The sequence below is a fragment of the Variovorax sp. 679 genome (assembly GCF_003952185.1).
GTDB lineage: Bacteria > Pseudomonadota > Gammaproteobacteria > Burkholderiales > Burkholderiaceae_C > Variovorax.
This window is the reverse complement of record NZ_RXFS01000012.1, coordinates 37,639-56,763: the sequence shown is the minus strand read 5'-3', so window position 1 is coordinate 56,763 and position 19,125 is coordinate 37,639. Positions and strand designations below refer to the sequence as shown.

The 19,125-nt window shown below is 68.7% G+C and carries 17 protein-coding genes; 3 read left to right on the top strand and 14 right to left on the bottom strand.

Annotation, left to right across the window (positions count from 1 at the left end; all coding sequences use genetic code 11):
- Positions 1 to 66: 66 nt before the first annotated feature.
- The 14 genes from EJO71_RS27495 to EJO71_RS27430 form a co-directional block, all read right to left on the bottom strand.
- Entirely contained in the window at positions 67 to 1,338 is a 1,272-nt protein-coding gene (locus tag EJO71_RS27495; protein ID WP_125951903.1) for an aminotransferase class III-fold pyridoxal phosphate-dependent enzyme, read from the bottom strand.
- Positions 1,331 to 2,425, bottom strand: coding sequence for a phosphotransferase (locus tag EJO71_RS27490; protein ID WP_125951904.1), 1,095 nt, complete (start codon positions 2,423 to 2,425; stop codon positions 1,331 to 1,333). The genes EJO71_RS27495 and EJO71_RS27490 overlap by 8 nt, the downstream gene beginning before the upstream one ends.
- On the bottom strand, positions 2,425 to 3,453 hold the full coding sequence (locus tag EJO71_RS27485) for a histone deacetylase family protein (RefSeq protein WP_125951905.1): 1,029 nt from the start codon (positions 3,451 to 3,453) through the stop codon (positions 2,425 to 2,427). The genes EJO71_RS27490 and EJO71_RS27485 overlap by 1 nt, the downstream gene beginning before the upstream one ends.
- Positions 3,454 to 3,462: 9 nt before the next feature.
- The gene (locus EJO71_RS27480) at positions 3,463 to 4,167 is read right to left on the bottom strand and encodes an SDR family NAD(P)-dependent oxidoreductase (protein ID WP_125951906.1); all 705 of its coding nucleotides are present in this window, start codon (positions 4,165 to 4,167) and stop codon (positions 3,463 to 3,465) included.
- 1 nt (position 4,168) lies between these two features.
- On the bottom strand, positions 4,169 to 4,861 hold the full coding sequence (locus EJO71_RS27475) for a GntR family transcriptional regulator (RefSeq protein ID WP_125951907.1): 693 nt from the start codon (positions 4,859 to 4,861) through the stop codon (positions 4,169 to 4,171).
- A 31-nt stretch (positions 4,862 to 4,892) separates the two neighbouring features.
- Positions 4,893 to 5,828 (bottom strand): DMT family transporter, encoded by a 936-nt coding sequence (locus EJO71_RS27470; RefSeq protein ID WP_125951951.1) that lies wholly within the window; start codon positions 5,826 to 5,828, stop codon positions 4,893 to 4,895.
- Between the two features lie 14 nt (positions 5,829 to 5,842).
- Positions 5,843 to 6,880, bottom strand: a complete 1,038-nt coding sequence (locus tag EJO71_RS27465) for a histone deacetylase family protein (protein WP_125951908.1) — start codon at positions 6,878 to 6,880, stop codon at positions 5,843 to 5,845.
- Between the two features lie 2 nt (positions 6,881 to 6,882).
- On the bottom strand, positions 6,883 to 8,262 hold the full coding sequence (locus EJO71_RS27460; RefSeq protein WP_125951909.1) for an aminotransferase: 1,380 nt from the start codon (positions 8,260 to 8,262) through the stop codon (positions 6,883 to 6,885).
- A 36-nt stretch (positions 8,263 to 8,298) separates the two neighbouring features.
- Entirely contained in the window at positions 8,299 to 9,201 is a 903-nt protein-coding gene (locus EJO71_RS27455) for a glyoxylate/hydroxypyruvate reductase A (RefSeq protein ID WP_125951910.1), read from the bottom strand.
- Entirely contained in the window at positions 9,198 to 10,835 is a 1,638-nt protein-coding gene (locus EJO71_RS27450) for an ABC transporter ATP-binding protein (RefSeq protein ID WP_125951911.1), read from the bottom strand. The genes EJO71_RS27455 and EJO71_RS27450 overlap by 4 nt, the downstream gene beginning before the upstream one ends.
- Before the next feature lie 2 nt (positions 10,836 to 10,837).
- Positions 10,838 to 11,680 carry an ABC transporter permease gene (locus tag EJO71_RS27445; RefSeq protein ID WP_019656076.1) on the bottom strand — a complete coding sequence of 281 codons (843 nt, stop codon included), beginning with the start codon at positions 11,678 to 11,680 and terminating at the stop codon, positions 10,838 to 10,840.
- A 10-nt stretch (positions 11,681 to 11,690) separates the two neighbouring features.
- On the bottom strand, positions 11,691 to 12,665 hold the full coding sequence (locus EJO71_RS27440) for an ABC transporter permease (RefSeq protein ID WP_125951912.1): 975 nt from the start codon (positions 12,663 to 12,665) through the stop codon (positions 11,691 to 11,693).
- A 64-nt stretch (positions 12,666 to 12,729) separates the two neighbouring features.
- On the bottom strand, positions 12,730 to 14,292 hold the full coding sequence (locus EJO71_RS27435; protein WP_125951913.1) for an ABC transporter substrate-binding protein: 1,563 nt from the start codon (positions 14,290 to 14,292) through the stop codon (positions 12,730 to 12,732).
- A 48-nt stretch (positions 14,293 to 14,340) separates the two neighbouring features.
- Positions 14,341 to 15,099: a class II aldolase/adducin family protein gene (locus EJO71_RS27430; RefSeq protein WP_125951952.1), complete on the bottom strand. Its 759-nt coding sequence runs from the start codon at positions 15,097 to 15,099 to the stop codon at positions 14,341 to 14,343.
- 444 nt (positions 15,100 to 15,543) lie between these two features.
- Here EJO71_RS27430 and EJO71_RS27425 point away from each other — a divergent pair, with 444 nt between their 5' ends.
- The 3 genes from EJO71_RS27425 to EJO71_RS27415 all read left to right on the top strand — a co-directional run bounded on the left by EJO71_RS27425 (position 15,544) and on the right by EJO71_RS27415 (position 19,093).
- A complete protein-coding gene (locus tag EJO71_RS27425) occupies positions 15,544 to 16,293 on the top strand; it encodes an electron transfer flavoprotein subunit beta/FixA family protein (protein WP_125951914.1) in 750 nt (249 codons plus the stop codon).
- Between the two features lie 2 nt (positions 16,294 to 16,295).
- Positions 16,296 to 17,228: an FAD-binding protein gene (locus EJO71_RS27420; RefSeq protein ID WP_093207435.1), complete on the top strand. Its 933-nt coding sequence runs from the start codon at positions 16,296 to 16,298 to the stop codon at positions 17,226 to 17,228.
- Positions 17,229 to 17,302: 74 nt separating this feature from the next.
- Positions 17,303 to 19,093: an acyl-CoA dehydrogenase gene (locus EJO71_RS27415; protein ID WP_125951915.1), complete on the top strand. Its 1,791-nt coding sequence runs from the start codon at positions 17,303 to 17,305 to the stop codon at positions 19,091 to 19,093.
- Positions 19,094 to 19,125: the final 32 nt, after the last annotated feature.

Here is a 19,125-nt window from a genome sequence, read left to right as displayed (position 1 = left end):
GCCCGTCACTCCCCTCCGCATACCCAGTGGCGCACTGGACAAACACAGCACCAACGGCGTTCGCGGCTACTCCAGTGTGCCCAGCACCTCGTCCAGCCGCTCGACCAGCAGGTCGGCATGCTGCCGCTCGAACACCAGCGGCGGCCGGATCTTGAGCACGTTGCCCTGCGGCCCCGTCGCGCTCAGCAGCACCTGCCGTTGCCGCAGCCCGTTGACCACCTTGGCCGCCTGCGCAGTGGCCGGTGCGCGCCTGGTGCGGTCGGTCACGAGTTCCAGCCCGATGAAGAGCCCCGCGCCGCGCGCCTCGCCGACCAGCGCATGGCGCTGGCCGAGCGCGGCCAGGCGCTCGCGCAGGTAGTTGCCGACCTGCAATGCGTTGTCTTGCAGGCCGTTCTGCTGGATCACGTCGAGAACCGCCGAGGCTGCAGCCATGGAGACCGGGTTGCCGCCGAAGGTGTTGAAGTAGCGGCTGGCCTGGCCGAAGGCCTTCATGACCTCGGGCCGCACGGCCAGGCCCGCGACCGGGTGGCCGTTGCCCATGGGCTTGCCCATGGTCACCATGTCGGGCACCACGCCGTGGCGCATGAAGCCCCAGAACGCCTCGCCCGTGCGGCCGAAGCCGGGCTGTACCTCGTCGGCGATGAACACGCCGCCGGCCGCACGGATCGCCTCCACCGCCTCGCGCAGGAATCCGGCCGGCGCCGTGAACACGCCGTCGCTGGAGAACACCGTGTCCGCCAGCAGCGCCGCGGGCGCGATGCCGTGCGCCTTCAGGTCGGCGATGGCGGCGCGCACGCCGTCGGCGAAGCGCTTGCCTGTCTCGGCATCTCCTCCTTCGGGCGCATCCACCAGCCTCACGTGCTCGCCAAGGCGCACGTACTGCCCCAGCGAAGGCGAAGCGCAGGCGATGGCCGAGGTCACGCCGTGGTACGCGAAGCGCGTGACGATGAGGCCGGTGCCGCCCGTGTGCGCGGTGGCGATGCGCATGGCCAGGTCGTTGGCCTCGCTGCCGGTGCAGGTGAAGGTGGCATGGCCCAGTTCGGGCGGCATCGTGGCCAGCAGCCGTTCGGCGTAGTCGAGGATGCCTTCGTGCAGGTAGCGCGTGTGGGTGTTGAGCACGGACGCCTGGCGCGCGATGGCTTCGACCACCTCGGGCCGCGCATGGCCCAGCGGCACCACGTTGTTGTAGGCGTCCAGCCAGGGTGTGCCGGCGGCGTCGTAGAGCCAGACGCCGTCGCCGCGCACGGGGTGGAAGGGTTCCTCGTAGAAGAGCCGGTAGGCCGGCCCGAGGAGACGGGCCCGGCGCTCGAGCAACTCGGCCGTATGTTTCTCAGTCATGGATCGGTTCCGTGGTGCGGCAGGCGGCCCGGATGGCTTCCTGCACCTGGTCGGGTGTCAGCGTGGCGCAGGCTTGCAGCCGCGCCCAGGAGACGGCGTTGTTGCGCATGAGATAGGCGGCGTTGTCGGGCTGCCGCGCGGCGCGCCAGCCGCTGATGGCGACCACCATTGCCAGCCGCGCGCGCACCAGGTCGAGCAGCGCGAAGGTCTCTGCATCGGTCAGCGGCGAGACGGCGTGGTAGTCGGCCGCGAAGCGCGCGATCGTTCCCAGCGCGTCGCCATGCTCGTCGATGTGGTACGAGGCCGCGACGGCAAGGTCGTCCACGAGCGGCGCATGCACCATGTCGCCGAAGTCGAGGATGCCGGCCACGCGCGCCGGGTCTTCCGGCTCGACCAGCAGGTTGTAGAGGTTGAAGTCGTTGTGGATGGGCTGGCGGCGCAGCAGAGCGAGGCGGGGCTTGGTGCGCTGCACGAAACCGTCGAGCGCGGCCTCTGCCAGCGCGCGGCGGGCCGGGTCGGCGACATGCACCAGCAGCGCGCGCACGCGGTCGGCGCGCTGGATGTCCCAGGGCAGCTCTCGGGCGCCGGCGGGGTGGTCGAGGCCGGCCAGTGCCAGGTCCAGCCGCGCGAGCATGCGGGCCACGCAGCTGCGCTGGGCCGCCGAGCGCGGCGCCTGCGGCATGGGCAGGCCCTCGAGGTAGCTGAACAAGCGTGCCACGCGTGTGCGGCCCTCGGCGTCCTCGATCTGCACCGAGGCGGCGCCGAGGCGGTCCGGCAGCAGGCGTTGCACAGGCAGGCCGGGGTCCGTGCGCGCCAGATGCAGCAGCGCCTGGGTCTGGAAGTCGGCGACCAGCGGATCTTCGTCGGGGTGCGAGAGCTTGAGCATGCAGCGCGCGCCGCCGCCTTCCGGCTCCAGCAGGAAGTTGGCGTCGCGCTCGCCGGTGAGCGGCTTGAGCCGGCCCCGCTTGCCGTACAGGCGCTGCAGCAGGTCGGCGGCCCAAGCGGTTTCGACGGGAGCGGGCGGCGCGGTCAGCACTGCCGCCTCGGGCAAGGCCGCACGGATGGCGTCGTCGAGGTCCTGCGTCATCACGCCGCCTTCTCGAAACCGCCGAGTGCGCTGGCCAGGTTGCGGCCCAGGTCGTCCGAGAGATAGCCGCCTTCCTGCACCAGCACCGTGGGCAGCCCCAGTCGCGCGATCTCGCCGAGGATGCGGCCGAAGCCCGGCGTGCTGACGGCCAGCGCCTGGTAGGGGTCGTTCTCGTGCGCGTCCAGGCCCAGGGCCACGACCAGCGCGCCCGGCGCGAAGGCGCGTATGGTCGCGTGCGCCGTCGCCAGCGCGGCGAGAAAGCCCTCGTCCTGCGTGCCGCGCGCCAGCGGCAGGTTGAGGTTGTAGCCCAGGCCTTCGCCTTCGCCGGTCTCGTGCGCGTGGCCCGTGAAGAAGGGCGTGCAGAAATGCGGGTCGCCGTGCAGCGAGATCGTCAGCACGTCCTTGCGGCGCCAGAAGATGCCCTGCGTGCCGTTGCCGTGGTGCACGTCGATGTCGAGGATCGCCACGCGGTCGTGCCTGCTGCGCAGGTGCTGGGCCGCGATGGCCGCGTTGTTGAGGTAGGTGAAGCCGTTGGCGCGGTCGGCATAGGCGTGGTGGCCGGGCGGCCGGCACAGCGCGTAGGCCGCGCGCTCGCCGTCCAGCACGAGTTGCGCGGCATGCGTGGCCACGTGGGCCGACCATGTCGCGGCATGCCAGGTGTGGCGGCCGATGGAGCAGGCCATGTCGCCCATGTGGTAGCCGGCCTGTCCCACGAGGCTGTCGGGGTAGGTGAAGGGCTGGCCCGGGAACGGATGCACGTTGGGTATGACTTCTTCCGAGGCGCCCTCGAGCTGCTGCCAGCGTTCCCAGGCGGTTTCGAGAAAGCGCAGGTACTGCGGCGTGTGGATGGCGGCGCGCGGGCCCGGGCCGTGGTCCTCGGGCGCGACGATGTCATGGCCCTGCGCACGCGCGGCGTCCAGCAGCAGCGTGCCCCGTTCGGGCTGCTCGTTGCTGCGCTTCATGCGTCCGCGCACGATGAACTGCTGCGGGTCGTGGCCTGTGTGCTGGTCGCTGTAGATGACTTTCATGTCGGGCTTTCAGTATTGGGGTTCGACGGTCCAGCTGATCGGGATCTCCGCGACGCTGGCCGAGGCCGGCAGATCGAGCACCGTCCGCGCGATGCGGGCCACGTCTTCGGGCCGCGTAGCCTGTTGCCGTTGTTCGGGCGGCAGAGAGGCGGCCATGTCGGTGGCGACGAAGCCGGGGCACAGCGCTGTGCAGCGCACGCGCGATTCGGCGCCGCAGTGCCGGATGCCGTGGGCCAGCGACAGCGCAGCCGCCTTGCTCAGCGCATAGAGCGAGGCGTCGGCCGTGCGCACACGCTTGGCGGCGAGCGAGGCCATCACCAGCACCTTGCCCTCATCGGCCGCCAGCAGGTGTGCCCAGGCCTTGCGCGTGAGCCGCAGCGGCGACTTGACGTTGATCTCGAGCAGGCGGTCGACCTCCGCGTCGTCGGCATCGATGACCGAGCGCGTGCTGAGGATGCCGGCGTTGTGCACGAGCGCGTCGATGCCGCCGAAGTCGCGCACGGTCGCGGCCACCCAGTCGGTTTCGCTCTGCGGATCCTCGGCGTCGAAGCGGTAGGCGCGCACCTGTCCGGGGTCGTGGCCGGCGAAGGCATCGGTGGCGTTGCGCGTGCCCACGCTCACGCGCCAGCCATGCGCCAGCAGCTCGCGCACGATGGCGAGGCCGATGCCGCGGTTGCCGCCGCTGACCATGGCGACGCGGGGCGCAGCCTTCATCTCATGCCTTGGAGAAGAGGCCGCGCACGTGGGCCTTGGCGGTCTCGAGGTGGAAGCGCAGCGCGTGCTGGGCGGCATCGACGTCGCGCGCCGCCATCGCCTTGGCAATGGGCCTGTGCGTCTCGGCCAGCACCTTCAGGTCGCCGTAGCTGTCTTCGCTGAGCGCGAGGAACATGCGCACCTCGGTCTGCATGTTGTCGAACAGCCGGTGGAGGTAGTGGTTGCCCGAGAGCGCACTGATGGCGAAGTGGAAGTCCAGGTCGAGCGCCACGCGCTCGGGCGAGGACAGGATCTCGGCGCGTTCCACCATGTCGTCCACGCGCGCGTCGAGCTGGGCCAGTTCGGCATCGCTCGCGTACGTGCAGGCCAGCGAGGCGCCCAGCAGCTCGAGCTGGATGCGCACCTCGTACAGGTCGGTGACCTGCTTGGGCGAAACCGTGCGCACCGCGAAGCCGTGGCGCGGCCGCGAGATCAGCAGGCCCAGGCTTTCGAGGCGGCGTGCGGCCTCGCGCACGGGGGCGCGGCTCACGCCCATCTGGCGTGCCAGCTCGGCCTCGACGATGCGTTCGCCGGGCGCGATGCGGCCCGACAGGATGGCTTGCTGCAGCTGCGCCTCCACCACGCCGACCAGGTCGGGCACCTGGATCGACGAGAAGGCGGGAGGGGTGGCGGCTTCGGGCCGGCTGGTGGTCATCGGAGTTCCTTGTCTCAATCTCTTGTGCGTATCATGCCGGCCCCTCCGTCCCGACCGTTGCGCGCCGGCCGTCGCGCGCAGGTCGTTGCGTGTGCGCCAGGTACACGCCGGCGATGGCGATCAGCGCCATGCCGGCCAGCGCCGTTCCGTCGGGCGGGCGCTGGAACCACAGCGTGCTGATCAGCACCGCCAGCAGCAGCTGCACGTAGTTGAGCGGCGCCAGCGTGGCCGCGCCGACGCGGCGGAACGCGGCCAGCAGCAAGAGCTGGGCGCTGCCGCTGACGGCGCCGCCGGCGATCAGCAGGGCCATCTCCGGCCAGGGTGGCAGCGTGACGTGCGGCATGAACAGCACGGGCAGGTTCGTGATGACGAGGCAGGCCAGCGCCATGTGCGCGAACTGCACGGGCGCCGGCACCAGCCCCGAGAGCCGGCGCGTGAGCACCTGGAAGAGCGCGTAGCAGACGGCCGACACGGCCATGAGCAGCGTGCCCGCCAGCGGCAGGCTGCCGCCCGGCCGCACGATGCACAGCATGCCCGCGAAGCCCAGCAGCACGGCAGTCCACTGCGCGCGGCCCACCCGCTCGCCGAGCAGCCAGGGCGACAGCGCGACCATGATCAGCGGGGCGGTGAAGTAGATGGCCGTGGCCTCCGCCAGCGGCATGGTGACCAGCGCCGTCATGAAGCAGGTGGCCACGATCGCCAGCGCCACGCTGCGCGCGGCCAGCAGCTTCTGATGCGGCTGGCGCCACAGGCGCAGGTCGCCGTGGCGCAGCAGCAGCACCAGTGCGATGGCGCTGATCGCGGTGTAGCGCCCCAGGTTGACGACGGCTGGTGCGTAGCTGGCCACCATCTGCTTGGCGAAGGCATCGTAGGCCGCGAACAGAACCAGCGCGCAGAGGAACAGCGCGATGCCTGTGCCCGCGCTGTCGCGGCGCGCCAGATAGGCCGGGGACTGCACCGCGCTCATGTCGCCTGGGATCGTCATGCCCGCAAGCCGTCGAGGAACGCATCGAGCGCGGCGCCGATGGCCTCGACCATGTAGCCGCCTTCCTGCACCACCACCGTGGGCAGGCCCAGCGCCCGCACGCGCGCACCGGCGAGGCGGAAGGCTTCCATGTCGAACTTCAGCACGCTGATCGGGTCGTCCTTGTAGGTGTCGAAGCCCAGCGGCAGCACCAGTGCCTGTGGCTGGAAACGCTCGATGGCGGCGACGGCCTTGCCCAGGGCCTCGGCGAACTCGGCGTTGCCGCTGCCGTGCGCCAGCGGCAGGTTCAGGTTGCAGCCTTCGCCCTCGCCGGTGCCGCGCTCGTGCGAGTAGCCCGTGTACCAGGGGTAGTAGCCCGACGGATCGGCGTGCGTGGAGACGGTCAGCACGTCGGCGCGCTCGTAGAAGATCTGCTGCGTGCCGTCGCCGTGATGGGCGTCGATGTCGAGCACGGCCACGCGCGCATGGCGCCGGCGCAGCGTGGAGGCCGCGATGGCGCTGTTGTTCAAGTAGCAGAAGCCTCCCGCACGCGCATGCTGCGCATGGTGGCCCGAGGGCCTGCACAGCGCATAGGCGATGCCGCCGCCGTCGAGCACCGTCTGGGCCGCGGCCTGCGCCGCATGGGCCGAGCGCAGCACCGAGCGCCAGGTGTGCGGGCCGATCGGGCAGGCCAGGTCGCCGATGTACCAGCCGGTCTGCGCCACCACCGACGGCGAAGGGCAGGGCCCGAATCGCGCGCCGTGCGGCGACAGGTTGGGCAGCACCTCGATGCCGGGCTCCAGGCCCGGGCCGCCGAGCTTCTGCCAGCGCTCGTAGGCGCCCTCCAGGAAGTCCAGGTAGTCGAGGCTGTGCACGAGCTCCAGCGCGGCGCGGCCGTTCTCGGGCGGCGCGACCACGGCAATGCCGCGCGCGGCCAGCGTGCCCATCAGCGCCTCGGCGCGCGTGGGCAGGTCGGCGGGCTTGCAGATGCGGCCCAGCCGCATGAACTGCTGCGGGTCGTGCAGCAGCTGGTCGTCGCTGAAGAAGGCCTGCATGCTCAGGCCTTCGTTTCCTGGTCGAAGCGATCCATGGCGCGGCCCAGGCGCGCGAACAGGTCGTCCAGCTCGGCCCGCGTGATGATCAGTGGCGGGCATAGGCCGATGCTGTCGCCCATGGCGCGCACGATCAGGCCCTCTTCCAGCGCCAGCGCCGCGAAGCGGTAGCCGGCCTTGCGCTCGGCCGCGAAAGGCGTGCGCGCGGCCTTGTCGGCCATGAGCTCGATGGCGCCGATCATGCCGACGCCGCGCACGTTGCCCACCCAGGGCCGTTCGGCGAAGGCGCGCAGTCCGGCCTGGAACGCGGGCGCGATCTCGCGCACGTGATCGACGATGCGCTCGTCCTCGTAGACCTTCAGCGTCTCCAGCGCCACCGCGCAGGCAACGGGGTGTCCCGAGTAGGTGTAGCCGTGGCCGAAGCTCCCGAGCTTGCCGCTGTTGGCAGCGATGGCGCTGTGCACCTTCTCGTTGACCATGACCGCCGAGATCGGCACGTAGCCCGATGAAAGGGCCTTGGCGCAGCTCAGGATGTCGGGCTGGATGCCGAAGGTCGTGGAGCCGAACATGTTGCCCGTGCGGCCGAAGCCGCAGATGACCTCGTCGGCGATCATGAGCACGCCATATTTGCGCAGCACGGCCTGCACCTTCTCGAAGTAGCCGGCCGGCGGCACCAGCACGCCGCCCGCGCCCATCACCGGCTCGGCGATGAAGGCGGCCACGGTCTGCGGGCCTTCTGCAAGGATGGTCTGCTCCAGCTGTTGCGCGAGGCGGGTGGAGAAGTCCTGTTCCGTCTCGCCGGGCTCTGCATAGCGGTAGTGGTGCGGGCAGTCCACGTGCAGGAAGCGCGCGGGTGCGGTCGCGATGGGCAGGTCGAAGTCGCGGTGGTTGCCGTCGAGCCCGCCCATGCTGGCGGCTGCCACGGTCACGCCGTGGTACGCGTTGCGCCGCGCAATGATCTTCTTGCGCTCGGGCTGGCCGATGGCGTTGTGGTAGTACCAGACCATCTTCACCGCGCTGTCGTTGGCCTCGGAGCCCGAGTTGGCGAAGAACACGCGCGCCATGGGCGCTGGCGCCAGCGCCAGCAGCCGCTCGGCCAGGTCCGCCACTGCAACGTTCGTGCGCTGGTTGAAGGTGTGGTAGTAGGGCAGGGTGTTCAGCGCCTTCGCGCCGGCCTCGGCCAGGCGCTTGTTGGAAAAGCCCAGCGAGGCGCACCACAGGCCCGACATGGCTTCCAGGTAGCGCTTGCCCTTCTCGTCGACGACGTGGATGCCGTCGCCTTCGACGATGACCAGCGGCGGCGTCTGCGGCAGCGCGGCCAGGTTGGTGTACGAATGCAGGTGGGTGGCGACGTCCTTGTCGCCGGTACCGAGGGGTTCTGCCATGGGGTTCCTCTTTGAATGTCGGGCGCTGAATAGTGGCTACAGGCGCGCCAGGTTGTCGTGGGTCTGCCGCGCGATGGCCTCAGGCCGGGTGCGCGTCGCGATGTGCGGCGTGACGGTGATGCGCGGGTGGTGCCAGAACGGGTGGGCTGCCGGCAGCGGCTCCTCGACGAAGGCGTCAAGCACGGCCGAGGCGATCTGGCCGCTGTGCAGCGCCGCGAGCAGGTCTTCCTGCACGAGGTGGGCGCCGCGGCCGGCGTTGACGAGGCGCGCGCCGCGCGGCAGCTGCGCGAACAACGCGGCATCGAGGATGCCGCGCGTGTCGTCGGTCAGCGGCAGCAGGCAGACCAGGGTGTCGCAGCCGGCCAGGAACTCGGCGCGCGCAGCATCGCCGTGAAAAGCCTCGATGCTGGCGGGCAGGCCGTCCTTGGGGCTGCGGCTCCAGCCGCGCACGCGGTAGCCGATGGCGTCCAGCACGCGCGCGACCGACTGGCCCAGCACGCCCAGGCCCGCGATGCCCACGCGGTGTTGGCCCGGGGGCTCGATGGGCGCTTCTTCCCAGGCCGCGCGGCGCTGGCTCTCGAGGTAGGCACCCATGTGCCGCTGGCCGTGCACCACGGCCCATGCCACATAGGCGTTCATGCCGTCTGCCATGTCGGCGTCGACGATGCGGCGGACCGGCACGTCGGGCAGAGCGGGGTCGCGCGTGATGTGGTCGATGCCCGCGCCCACGGACTGCACCAGGCGCAGGCGCGGCATGCGCGCCAGCAGGCCCGGCGGCGGCGACCAGCAGACCACGGTGTCGATCTCTTCGAGTGCATCCAGCTCCTGCACTTCGGTGTCGATGCGCAGCAGCCGGGCCTGCGGAAAGCGCTCGCGAAATGCGGGCTGCAGGTAGCCCATGGCGATCTGGTCCGAGACCAGTGCGATGTTGAGCGTCATGCGGCCACCGCCTGTTCCGCGGCTGCTGCCGACAGCCTCGGCTGCGCATCGATCAGCGTGCGCGTGTAGGCGTGCTGCGGGTTCGCCAGCACGCTGGCCGTTTCGCCGTACTCGACGATCTGGCCGCGCTGCATCACGGCGATGTGGTCGCACATCTCGCCGGCCACGCGCAGGTCGTGCGTGATGAACACCATGGCCAGCTGGAAGCGCTCGCGCACCTCGGCGAAAAGTTTCAGCACCTGGGCCTGCACCGACACGTCGAGCGCGGAGACGGGCTCGTCGGCCACCAGCAGCTGCGGCTCCATGGCCAGCGCGCGCGCGATGCCGATGCGCTGTCGCTGGCCGCCGGAGAACTCGTGCGGAAAGCGCTCCGCGGCGTCGGGCTTGAGGCCCACCAGTTCCAGCAGTTCCATCGCGCGAGCGATGGCCTGCGCCTTGGGCACGCCCTGGGCGATGGGACCGGCCGCGATGGCCGGGCCGATGCGATGGCGCGGGTTCAACGAGGCGTAGGGGTCCTGGAACACCATTTGAATCTTGCCCTGCGACTGCGCGCGGAACTGCGCACCCGACTGCAGCGCGCGGCCCTTGAACAGCACACGGCCGCTGTCGAACGGCGCGAGGCCCACGATGCAGCGGCCCACGGTGGACTTGCCCGAGCCCGATTCGCCGACCAGCCCCAGCGTCTCGCCGCGGCGCAGTTCGAACGACAGGCCCTTGGCCGCCTCCACGCGCCGGCCCTTGCTGAACAGGCCGCCGCCGGTCACGTAGGTCTTGCGCAGTTCCTGCACCTGCAGCACGTGCTCGATGGGGCGCTCCTCGGCCGGCGCGCGCACCTGGCCGTTCGGGATCGCTGCGATGAGCTTGCGCGTGTAGGCGTGCTGGGGCCGCGCCAGCACTGCGGCGGCCGGGCCGGCTTCCACCACCTGGCCGGTCTGCATCACCACGACCTGGTCGGCGATCTCGGAGACCACGCCGAAGTCGTGCGTGATGAACAGCACCGCCGTGCCCTTGCGCTGCTGCAGCTCGCGGATGAGCTTCAGGATCTGCGCCTGCGTGGTCACGTCCAGCGCGGTGGTGGGTTCGTCGCAGATCAGCAGGGCCGGCTCCAGCGCCAGCGCGCAGGCGATCATCACGCGCTGGCGCTGGCCGCCGGACAGGCGGAACGGATAGCTGTCGATCAGCACCTCGGGCTCGGGCAGGCCGACGTCGGCCAGTGCCGCGAGGATGCGCTGGCGCTTCTGCGCGGCCGACAGCTTCACATGGGCATCGAACACCTCGGCGATCTGCTCGCCGATGCGCATGACCGGGTTCAGCGCCGTCATGGGTTCCTGGAACACCATGCCGATGCGCCGGCCGCGCAACGTGCGAAGCTGCGCCTCGTCGAGCTGCAGGAGGTCCTGTCCGTCGAAGAGGATTCGGCCGGCCACGGGTTCCACGTGCGGCCGGGGCAGCAGGCCCATGATGGCGTTCGCGATCATGGACTTGCCCGAGCCGGATTCGCCGACCACGCACAGCGTCTGGCCCGGCAGCAGTTGCAGCGAGGCGCCTTGCACCGCCAGTTCGCGGTCTGCGCCCGGGGGCAGGCGGATGTCCAGCTCCTGGACGTCGAGCACGGGAAGGACGAGCTTTTCCATTTTCATTTGCCCCTCCCGTCGGCGCGCGCGTTGAGGCCGTCGTTCAGGCCTTCGCCGACCAGGTTCAGCGCGAGCACCGTGAGCAGGATGGCGACGCCCGGAAACACCGCCATCCACCACGCCTGGCGCAGCACCGTGCGCGCCGAGCCGACCATGTAGCCCCAGCTCATCTGGTTCGGGTCGCCCAGGCCCAGGAAGCTCAGGCTGGATTCGAGAAGGATCGCAGTGGCCACCATCAGCGAAGCCATCACCACGATGGGCGATGCCGCGTTGGGCAGGATCTGCGTCAGGATGATGCGCGGCGTGGACTGGCCGGCGAGCTGGGCCGCCGCAACGAAGTCGCGCTGGCGCAGCGTCAGGAATTCGCTGCGCACCAGCCGCGCCACCGGCGGCCACGAGACGATCGCGATGGCCGTGACGATGGACTGCACCGAGGGCTGGAAGATGGCCACCAGCACGATGGCCAGCGCGAAGCTCGGGATGGCCTGGAACAGCTCGGTGAAGCGCATCAGCGTGGCGTCGATCCAGCCGCCGAAGTAGCCCGAGACGGCGCCGATGGATACGCCGATCAGCAGCGAGACCACGGTGGAAACCACTCCGATCAGCAGCGAGACGCGCGCGCCGGTGACGATGCCCGACAGGATGTCGCGCCCCATGGTGTCGGTGCCGAGCAGCAGGCCCTGTTCCGCCATGGGCGCCGCGAAGGGTGTGCCGACCATGTCCCAGGGGTTGTTCTGCGCGACGAAGGGCCCCAGGGCCGTGACCAGCGCCACCAGCATCAGCACGATCAGACCGAAGACCGCACCCTTGTTGCGGCTGAAGCGCCGCCAGAATTTGCTTTTCATGAACGGCTCCTCAGCTCAGCTCGATGCGCGGATCGACGAGCGTGTAGACGAAATCGGTGATGAGGTTGAACAGCACGGCCATGGCCGCGGTGAACAGGAAGCAGCCGAGCAGCAGGTTGTAGTCGCGCTGCAGCAGCGCGTCGAACATGAGCCGGCCGATGCCGGGCCAGGCGAACACCGTCTCGGTCAGCACGGCGCCGCCGATCATGCCGCCGGCCTGGATGCCGGCCAGCGTGACCACGGGCAGCAGCGCGTTGCGCAGGATGTGCTTGCGCTGGATGCGGCCGGGCGCAACGCCCTTGGCGCGCGCGGTCTTCACGAAGTCCATCTGCGCGACTTCCAGCATGGAGGCGCGCGTCATTCGCGCATACACCGCCATGTAGAACAGCGCCAGCGTGAGCGAAGGCAGGATCAGGTGCTTCGCGATGTCCAGCGCCTTGTCGATGCCCGTGAGGTCCGCACCCACGGTGAAGAAGCCGAAGGCGGGCAGCAGGTCGAGCTGCACCGTGAACACCAGCACGGCCATCATGGCCAGCCAGTAGAGCGGCGTGGCGTAGAACACCAGCGCGACCACGGTGATGAGGCTGTCCTGCCACTTGCCCGCGTTGCGGCTCGCCAGCGCCCCGAGCACGATGCCGAACAGCAGCGAGAGCCCGAAGGCCGTGCCCGTCAGCAGCAGCGTGGCGGGCAGGCGAGCCACGATCAGGTCGACCACGGGCTGCTGCTGGCGGTAGGAGAAGCCCAGGTCGAGCTTGATCACGTGGCCCAGATAGTTGCCGAGCTGCACGGGCAGCGGCTGGTCGAGGCCGAACTGCTCGCGCAACTGGGCCACGAACTGCGCGTCGGACGCGCCGGCCTCGCCGGCCATGACGGAAACCGGGTCGCCCGGTGCCGCGCGCACCAGCAGGAAGTTGACGGTGGCGATCACCAGCAGGGCCAGCAGGCCTTGCAGCAAGCGCACGGACATGAACTGCAGTCGTTTCATGGCAAGCTCGATTCGGGCATGCGGCCGCCCGGCCCGCCGGGCCACCGCATGCGGGGGAGGGAGGTCAGGCCAGCTTGACGCGGCCCAGGCTGTCGTTCAGGCCGATGCCGGAGGACACCACGTTCTGGATCTTGGTGCGGTACAGCGTCGGGAAGTTGATCTCGTGCAGCCAGGCCACGGGCACTTCGTCGACCAGCAGCTTCTGCACTTCCAGGTAGATTGCGCGGCGCTTGGCCGGGTCGCTCTCGCGCGCGCCGGCCGCGAACAGCTCGTCGACCTTGGGGTTCGTGTAGCCCGCCACGTTGTTGAAAGGCGAGCCCTTGGCGATGTTGTCGCTGGTGTAGTTGCGCCCCACGCCGAGTGCCGGGTCACCGTACTGGTAGACGTAGGTGAAGGCCAGGTCGAAGTCCCACTCGCTGTTGCGCTGGTTCCAGCCGGCCACGTCGGTGGCGACCATCTCGACCTTGATGCCGGCCTGCGTGAGGTTCTGGCGCACGATCTCGGCCTGGCGCTGCCAGGACTCGCCGTAAGGCAGCGGCAGCAGGCGCAGCGTCTCGCCCTTGTAGCCCGATTCGGACACCAGCTTCTTGGCCTTGGCGATGTCGCGCGGGTACTTGGTCACGTCGTCGCTGGCGTAGGCGATGTGGCTGTTGAACGGCCCCGTGGCCGGCTTGGCGTAGCCGTACCAGGCGACCTTGGCCATGGCCTCGCGGTCGATGGCGGTCCAGATGGCCTGGCGGAACTTGACGTTGTTCATGGGCGCCGTGCGGTTGTTGATCCACAGCCAGCTGTGCGGCGCGAAGAACTCCCAGCCCTTGGTGGTCACGGCCGCGCCCGGCAGCTTGGCGAGGCGGCCCACGTCGAAGTACTCCACCGTGCCGCCCGGTGCGATGTCGACCTTGCCCGACTCGAACGCGGCGGCGCGCGCGGCGGCGTCGGGGATCACGTGGAAATACACGCTCTCCACGCCCACGGCGCCCGGCTGGTGGTAGTTCTCGTTGGCCACCAGCTGGATGTAGGAGCCCTTGACCCATTCCTTGAACTTGAGCGGGCCCGTGCCGATCGGCGTCGCGTTGGCGGGGTTGGTCGCGAAGTCGGTGCCTTCGTAGACATGCTTGGGCACCATCGGCATGGTGCCGTTCTCGAAGATGCCCATGAAGGGGCCGAAGGGCTGCTTGAGCTTGAACTCCACGGTGAGCGGGTCGAGCGCCTTGATCGATTCGACCTGCGCCAGGCTGGCGCGGAAGCGCGCGTGCGTCTTGCGCAGGAACACGTCGCACGAGAACACCACGTCGTCGGCCGTGAAGGGCTTGCCGTCGTGCCACTTGACGCCGGGCTTGAGCTTGAAGACGTAGGTCTTGCTGTCCGCGCTCACGGTCCAGGAGGTGGCGAGTTGGGGCTGCGGCTCGAGCTTCTCGTTGTAGCGCAGCAGGCCCTCGTAGATGTTGCCGGCGATCAGCTGCGTGGGGCCGTTCTGCACGATGCCCATCATCAGGCCGGGCGGCTCGGGCTGGACCAGCACGTTGACGACACCCTTCCTGGCCTGCGCCAGGCCGTACAGGGGCACCCCGGCGATGGACAGGCCGAGGGCGGCGGAGCCGGCTTGGATCAGGTTGCGGCGTTTCATCGGAGCGGACCTTTCAAAGTGGGGAGGGCAGTGAAGAACGGGTGAATCTCAGTCGCGGAAGGAGGCCGGGGTGGGCGGGGCCAGGCGCTGCAGCAGCGCGCGCCATTCGCGGGCATAGGGATCGTTGGGCATCGAGGCCAGGCGGTTCGTGTCGCCGCTCTCGTACTGGCGCGCGGTCAGCTCGCAGACCTCCTCGGGCACCGGGTGCACGGGCTGGCCGGAACCCTGGATGGCGACCTGCACGCGGCAGGCGCGCTCCAGGTTGTGCATGAGGATGAAGGCTTCGGCGACGCTGCGGCCCAGCGTGATCAGGCCGTGGTTACGCAGGATCAGCGCGCGGGAGGTCGGGCCGAGGTCGGCGACAAGGCGTTCGCGCTCCTCGTGGTTGAGCGCGATGCCCTCGAACTCGTGATAGGTCACGCGGTTGTGGAACTGCAGCGCCCACTGGTTGCAGGGCTGCAGCCCGCCGGCCAGCGAGGACACGGCCACGCCGGCCACGGTATGGGTGTGCAGCACGCAGGTGGCGTCGTGGCGGGCGGCATGCACGGCGCTGTGGATCGTGAAGCCGGCGGGGTTCACGTCGTAATCAGAGGGCTCGATGACGTTGCCATCCAGGTCGATCTTCACGAGCGAGGACGCCGTGATGTCGCGAAACAGCATGCCGAAGGGGTTGATCAGGAACTGGTCCGTCGTGCCGGGCACCCGGGCCGAGATGTGGGTGTAGATGCTGTCGTCCATGCCGTACAGGGCGACGAGCCGGTAGGCGGCGGCCAGGTCCTGGCGGATCTGGCGCTCCGCGGGTGTCATGGGAGGGCGGGCGCTGCCGCGCACGTCCGGGATGCTGCGTTCTGCTGTTTCCATCTGATCTCCGAAGATCGACAGTCATCTGTCGACAGAATGCATCTTGCATGTTGTGTGCCAGCCCAGATATCGGCGAAAACCCGAAAATTGGCTGCAGATGGCGTCATTGCCGGTCCCGTGTGCACCGCGAGCGGGCGTGGATATCGATTTCCGTGCGGGCAGCGCCGCCGGATGGCGCGAATGTTTCCGCGCCTGGCGGTATGTCAAATATCTTTACCGGCTGGAAGGCTCAGGCTTCCGACGCTGCTTTATAATCACGAAAAAGCACGATCGTTCTTTTTTCTGGTGCCCGCGCCGGCAGGAAGAATGGAGAGGCGGCAAAGGTCGCGTCCTAGAATGACCGGTTTGCCCTCGAAGCCCCCTTTTTGCAATCCCAATGGAGTCAAGTCAATGAAGGTTCTCGTACCTGTCAAACGGGTCGTCGATTACAACGTGAAGGTGCGCGTGAAGAGCGACGGCACCGGAGTGGACATTGCCAACGTCAAGATGAGCATGAACCCCTTCGACGAGATCGCCGTTGAAGAAGCGGTGCGGCTGAAGGAAAAGGGCGTGGTCACCGAAGTCATCGCTGTCTCCTGCGGCGATGCCAAGTGCCAGGAAACCCTGCGCACCGCCATGGCCATCGGCGCCGATCGCGGCATCCTCGTTGAAACCTCCGAAGAACTGCAGCCCCTGGCCGTGGCCAAGCTGCTGAAGGCGCTGGTCGACAAGGAACAGCCCCAGCTCATCATCCTCGGCAAGCAGGCCATCGACGACGATGCCAACCAGACCGGCCAGATGCTGGCTGCGCTGGCTGACCTGCCGCAAGCCACCTTCGCCTCGAAGGTCGAAGTCGCCGGCGACAAGGCCACCGTCACCCGCGAAGTCGACGGCGGCCTGGAGACCGTGGCGCTCACACTGCCCGCGGTCATCACCACCGACCTGCGCCTGAACGAGCCGCGCTACGTGACGCTGCCCAACATCATGAAGGCCAAGAAGAAGCAGCTCGACACGGTCAAGCCCGAAGACCTGGGCGTGGACGTGAAGCCCCGCCTGAAGACCCTCAAGGTCAGCGAGCCGCCCAAGCGCGGCGCCGGCATCAAGGTGCCTGACGTTGCAACGCTGGTGGACAAACTGAAGAACGAAGCGAAGGTGATCTGAACATGACCGCACTTGTTATTGCCGAACACGACCACGCGACCGTCAAGCCCGCGACCCTGAACACTGTGACCGCAGCGCTGGCCTGCGGTGGTGATGTGCACGTGCTGGTGGCTGGCGCCAATGCGGCTGAAGCGGCCAAGGCAGCTGCCCAGATCGCAGGCGTTTCCAAGGTCATCGCAGCCGACAGCCCCAGCCTGGCAGAGAACCTCGCCGAGAACGTCGCAGCCCAGGTGCTGGCCATTGCCGGGAACTACAGCCACATCCTGTTCCCCTCGACCGCCAACGGCAAGAACGTTGCTCCGCGCGTGGCTGCCAAGCTGGACGTGGCGCAGATCAGCGACATCACGGCCGTGGTGAGCGCCGACACCTTCGAGCGTCCGATCTACGCGGGCAACGCCATTGCCACCGTGCAGAGCAGCGATGCGACCAAGGTGATCACCGTTCGCACGACCGGTTTCGATGCGGCAGCCGCCACCGGTGGCAGCGCAGCAGTGGAAAACGCTGCAGGCGTGGCGGACAGCGGCAAGAGCAGCTTCGTGGGCCGTGAAGTCACCAAGAGCGAGCGCCCCGAACTGACGGCAGCCAAGATCATCGTCTCGGGCGGCCGTGCGCTGGGCAGCGCCGAGAAGTTCACCGAAGTGATGGCACCTCTGGCGGACAAGCTGAACGCCGGCCTCGGTGCCAGCCGTGCAGCCGTCGACGCGGGCTACGCCCCGAACGACTGGCAGGTGGGCCAGACGGGCAAGATCGTCGCCCCCCAGCTGTACATCGCAGCCGGCATTTCGGGTGCGATCCAGCATCTGGCCGGCATGAAGGACTCCAAGGTGATCGTGGCGATCAACAAGGACGAAGAGGCGCCGATCTTCTCGGTGGCCGACTACGGCCTCGTGGCCGACCTGTTCACGGCCGTGCCGGAACTCGTGAAGGCGCTCTGATCGCATCGCTGCACTGAGCCAGAGGGCATCGTTCGCGATGCCCTTTTCGTATCCGCTGTATCTGGAGACAAGACATGAGCTACACCGCCCCCATCAAGGACATGCTGTTCGACATCGAGCACCTGGCCAACATCGGCGAGATCGCGAAGCTGCCCGGCTTCGAAGACGCAGGCCTCGAGACCGCGCAGGCCGTGCTCGAAGAATGCGCGCGCTTCAACCAGGACGTGATCGCGCCGCTGAACGTGCCGGGCGACCGCAATCCCTCATCGTTCAAGGACGGCGCGGTCACGACCACGCCGGGCTTCAAGGAAGCTTTCGCACAGTACGTGTCGGGGGGCTGGCAGGGTCTGCAGCATCCGGCGGATTTCGGTGGACAGGGCCTGCCCAAGACCATCGGCGCAGCCTGCGGCGAGATGCTCAATTCGGCCAACATGAGCTTCGCGCTGTGCCCGCTGCTGAGCGACGGCGCCATCGAGGCGCTGCTCACGGCCGGCTCCGACGAGCTCAAGGCGACGTACCTCGAGAAGCTCGTGAGCGGCCAGTGGACCGGCACGATGAACCTCACCGAGCCGCAGGCCGGCAGCGACCTCGCCATGGTGCGCAGCCGTGCCGAGCCGCAGCCCGACGGCACCTACAAGGTGTTCGGCACCAAGATCTTCATCACCTACGGTGAGCACGACATGGCCGAGAACATCGTGCACCTCGTGCTGGCCCGCGTGGCCGGTGCGCCGGAAGGCGTGAAGGGCATCAGCCTGTTCGTCGTGCCCAAGTTCCTCGTGAACAAGGATGGCTCGCTTGGCGAGCGCAACGACGTGCACTGCGTGAGCATCGAGCACAAGATGGGCATCAAGGCATCGCCCACGGCCGTGCTGCAGTACGGCGACCACGGCGGCGCCGTGGGCTACATCGTCGGCCAGGAGAACCGCGGCCTCGAGTACATGTTCATCATGATGAACTCGGCCCGCTACGCGGTGGGCATGCAGGGCATCGCGATTGCCGAGCGCGCCTACCAGCATGCGGTGGCCTATGCGAAGGAACGCGTGCAGAGCCGTCCGGTCGATGGCTCCATCAACGCCAGCGCGCCGATCATTCATCACCCCGACGTCAAGCGCATGCTGATGACGATGCGCGCCTACACCGAAGGCTGCCGCGCGATGTCCAGCGTGGCTGCCGCTGCCTACGACGCGGCGCACCATCATCCCGATGCGGATGCGCGCAAGCAGAACCAGGCCTTCTACGAATTCATGGTGCCGCTGGTGAAGGGCTACAGCACCGAGATGAGCCTCGAAGTGGCCTCGCTCGGCGTGCAGGTGCACGGCGGCATGGGCTTCATCGAGGAGACCGGCGCGGCGCAGTACTACCGCGACGCGAAGATCCTGACCATCTACGAAGGCACCACCGCCATCCAGGCCAACGACCTCGTGGGCCGCAAGACGGCGCGCGACGGCGGCCAGACGGCCAAGGCGATTGCTGCGCAGATCGAGAAGACCGAAGCAGAACTGGCCAAGAGCGACAACCCCGCCGCGGCGGCCGTGCTCAAGCGCCTGAAGGCGGCACGCGAAGCCTTCGTCGAAGTGGTCGATTTCGTGGCCGGACAGACCAAGGCATCGCCCAACGCGGTGTTCGCGGGCAGCGTGCCCTACCTGATGCTGGCAGGCAACCTCGTGGCCGGCTGGCAGCTCGCGCGCTCGCTCATCATTGCGCAGGACCTCGCCTCGCGCAGCTTCGACACCGACTTCATGCTGGCCAAGATCGCCACCGCGCGCTTCTATGCCGAGCACATCCTCAACAAGGTGCCGGGCACCCGCGACAGCATCGTCGACGGCGCCGAGAGCGTGACGGCACTGGCGCTCGAAGCGTTCTGATCAGCCTGCTGAAGCAGCGCCGCTGTCGCCCA

Bases quoted from the DNA above. Each gene is read 5' to 3' on its own strand.
- EJO71_RS27425 (WP_125951914.1), top strand. From the start codon at position 15,544: ATGAAGGTTCTCGTACCTGTCAAACGGGTCGTCGATTACAACGTGAAG.
- EJO71_RS27450 (WP_125951911.1), bottom strand. From the start codon at position 10,835: ATGGAAAAGCTCGTCCTTCCCGTGCTCGACGTCCAGGAGCTGGACATC.
- EJO71_RS27420 (WP_093207435.1), top strand. From the start codon at position 16,296: ATGACCGCACTTGTTATTGCCGAACACGACCACGCGACCGTCAAGCCC.
- EJO71_RS27490 (WP_125951904.1), bottom strand. From the start codon at position 2,425: ATGACGCAGGACCTCGACGACGCCATCCGTGCGGCCTTGCCCGAGGCG.
- EJO71_RS27495 (WP_125951903.1), bottom strand. From the start codon at position 1,338: ATGACTGAGAAACATACGGCCGAGTTGCTCGAGCGCCGGGCCCGTCTC.
- EJO71_RS27460 (WP_125951909.1), bottom strand. From the start codon at position 8,262: ATGGCAGAACCCCTCGGTACCGGCGACAAGGACGTCGCCACCCACCTG.
- EJO71_RS27455 (WP_125951910.1), bottom strand. From the start codon at position 9,201: ATGACGCTCAACATCGCACTGGTCTCGGACCAGATCGCCATGGGCTAC.
- EJO71_RS27465 (WP_125951908.1), bottom strand. From the start codon at position 6,880: ATGCAGGCCTTCTTCAGCGACGACCAGCTGCTGCACGACCCGCAGCAG.
- EJO71_RS27415 (WP_125951915.1), top strand. From the start codon at position 17,303: ATGAGCTACACCGCCCCCATCAAGGACATGCTGTTCGACATCGAGCAC.
- EJO71_RS27435 (WP_125951913.1), bottom strand. From the start codon at position 14,292: ATGAAACGCCGCAACCTGATCCAAGCCGGCTCCGCCGCCCTCGGCCTG.
- EJO71_RS27480 (WP_125951906.1), bottom strand. From the start codon at position 4,167: ATGAAGGCTGCGCCCCGCGTCGCCATGGTCAGCGGCGGCAACCGCGGC.
- EJO71_RS27430 (WP_125951952.1), bottom strand. From the start codon at position 15,099: ATGACACCCGCGGAGCGCCAGATCCGCCAGGACCTGGCCGCCGCCTAC.
- EJO71_RS27485 (WP_125951905.1), bottom strand. From the start codon at position 3,453: ATGAAAGTCATCTACAGCGACCAGCACACAGGCCACGACCCGCAGCAG.
- EJO71_RS27475 (WP_125951907.1), bottom strand. From the start codon at position 4,861: ATGACCACCAGCCGGCCCGAAGCCGCCACCCCTCCCGCCTTCTCGTCG.
- EJO71_RS27440 (WP_125951912.1), bottom strand. From the start codon at position 12,665: ATGAAACGACTGCAGTTCATGTCCGTGCGCTTGCTGCAAGGCCTGCTG.
- EJO71_RS27445 (WP_019656076.1), bottom strand. From the start codon at position 11,680: ATGAAAAGCAAATTCTGGCGGCGCTTCAGCCGCAACAAGGGTGCGGTC.
- EJO71_RS27470 (WP_125951951.1), bottom strand. From the start codon at position 5,828: ATGAGCGCGGTGCAGTCCCCGGCCTATCTGGCGCGCCGCGACAGCGCG.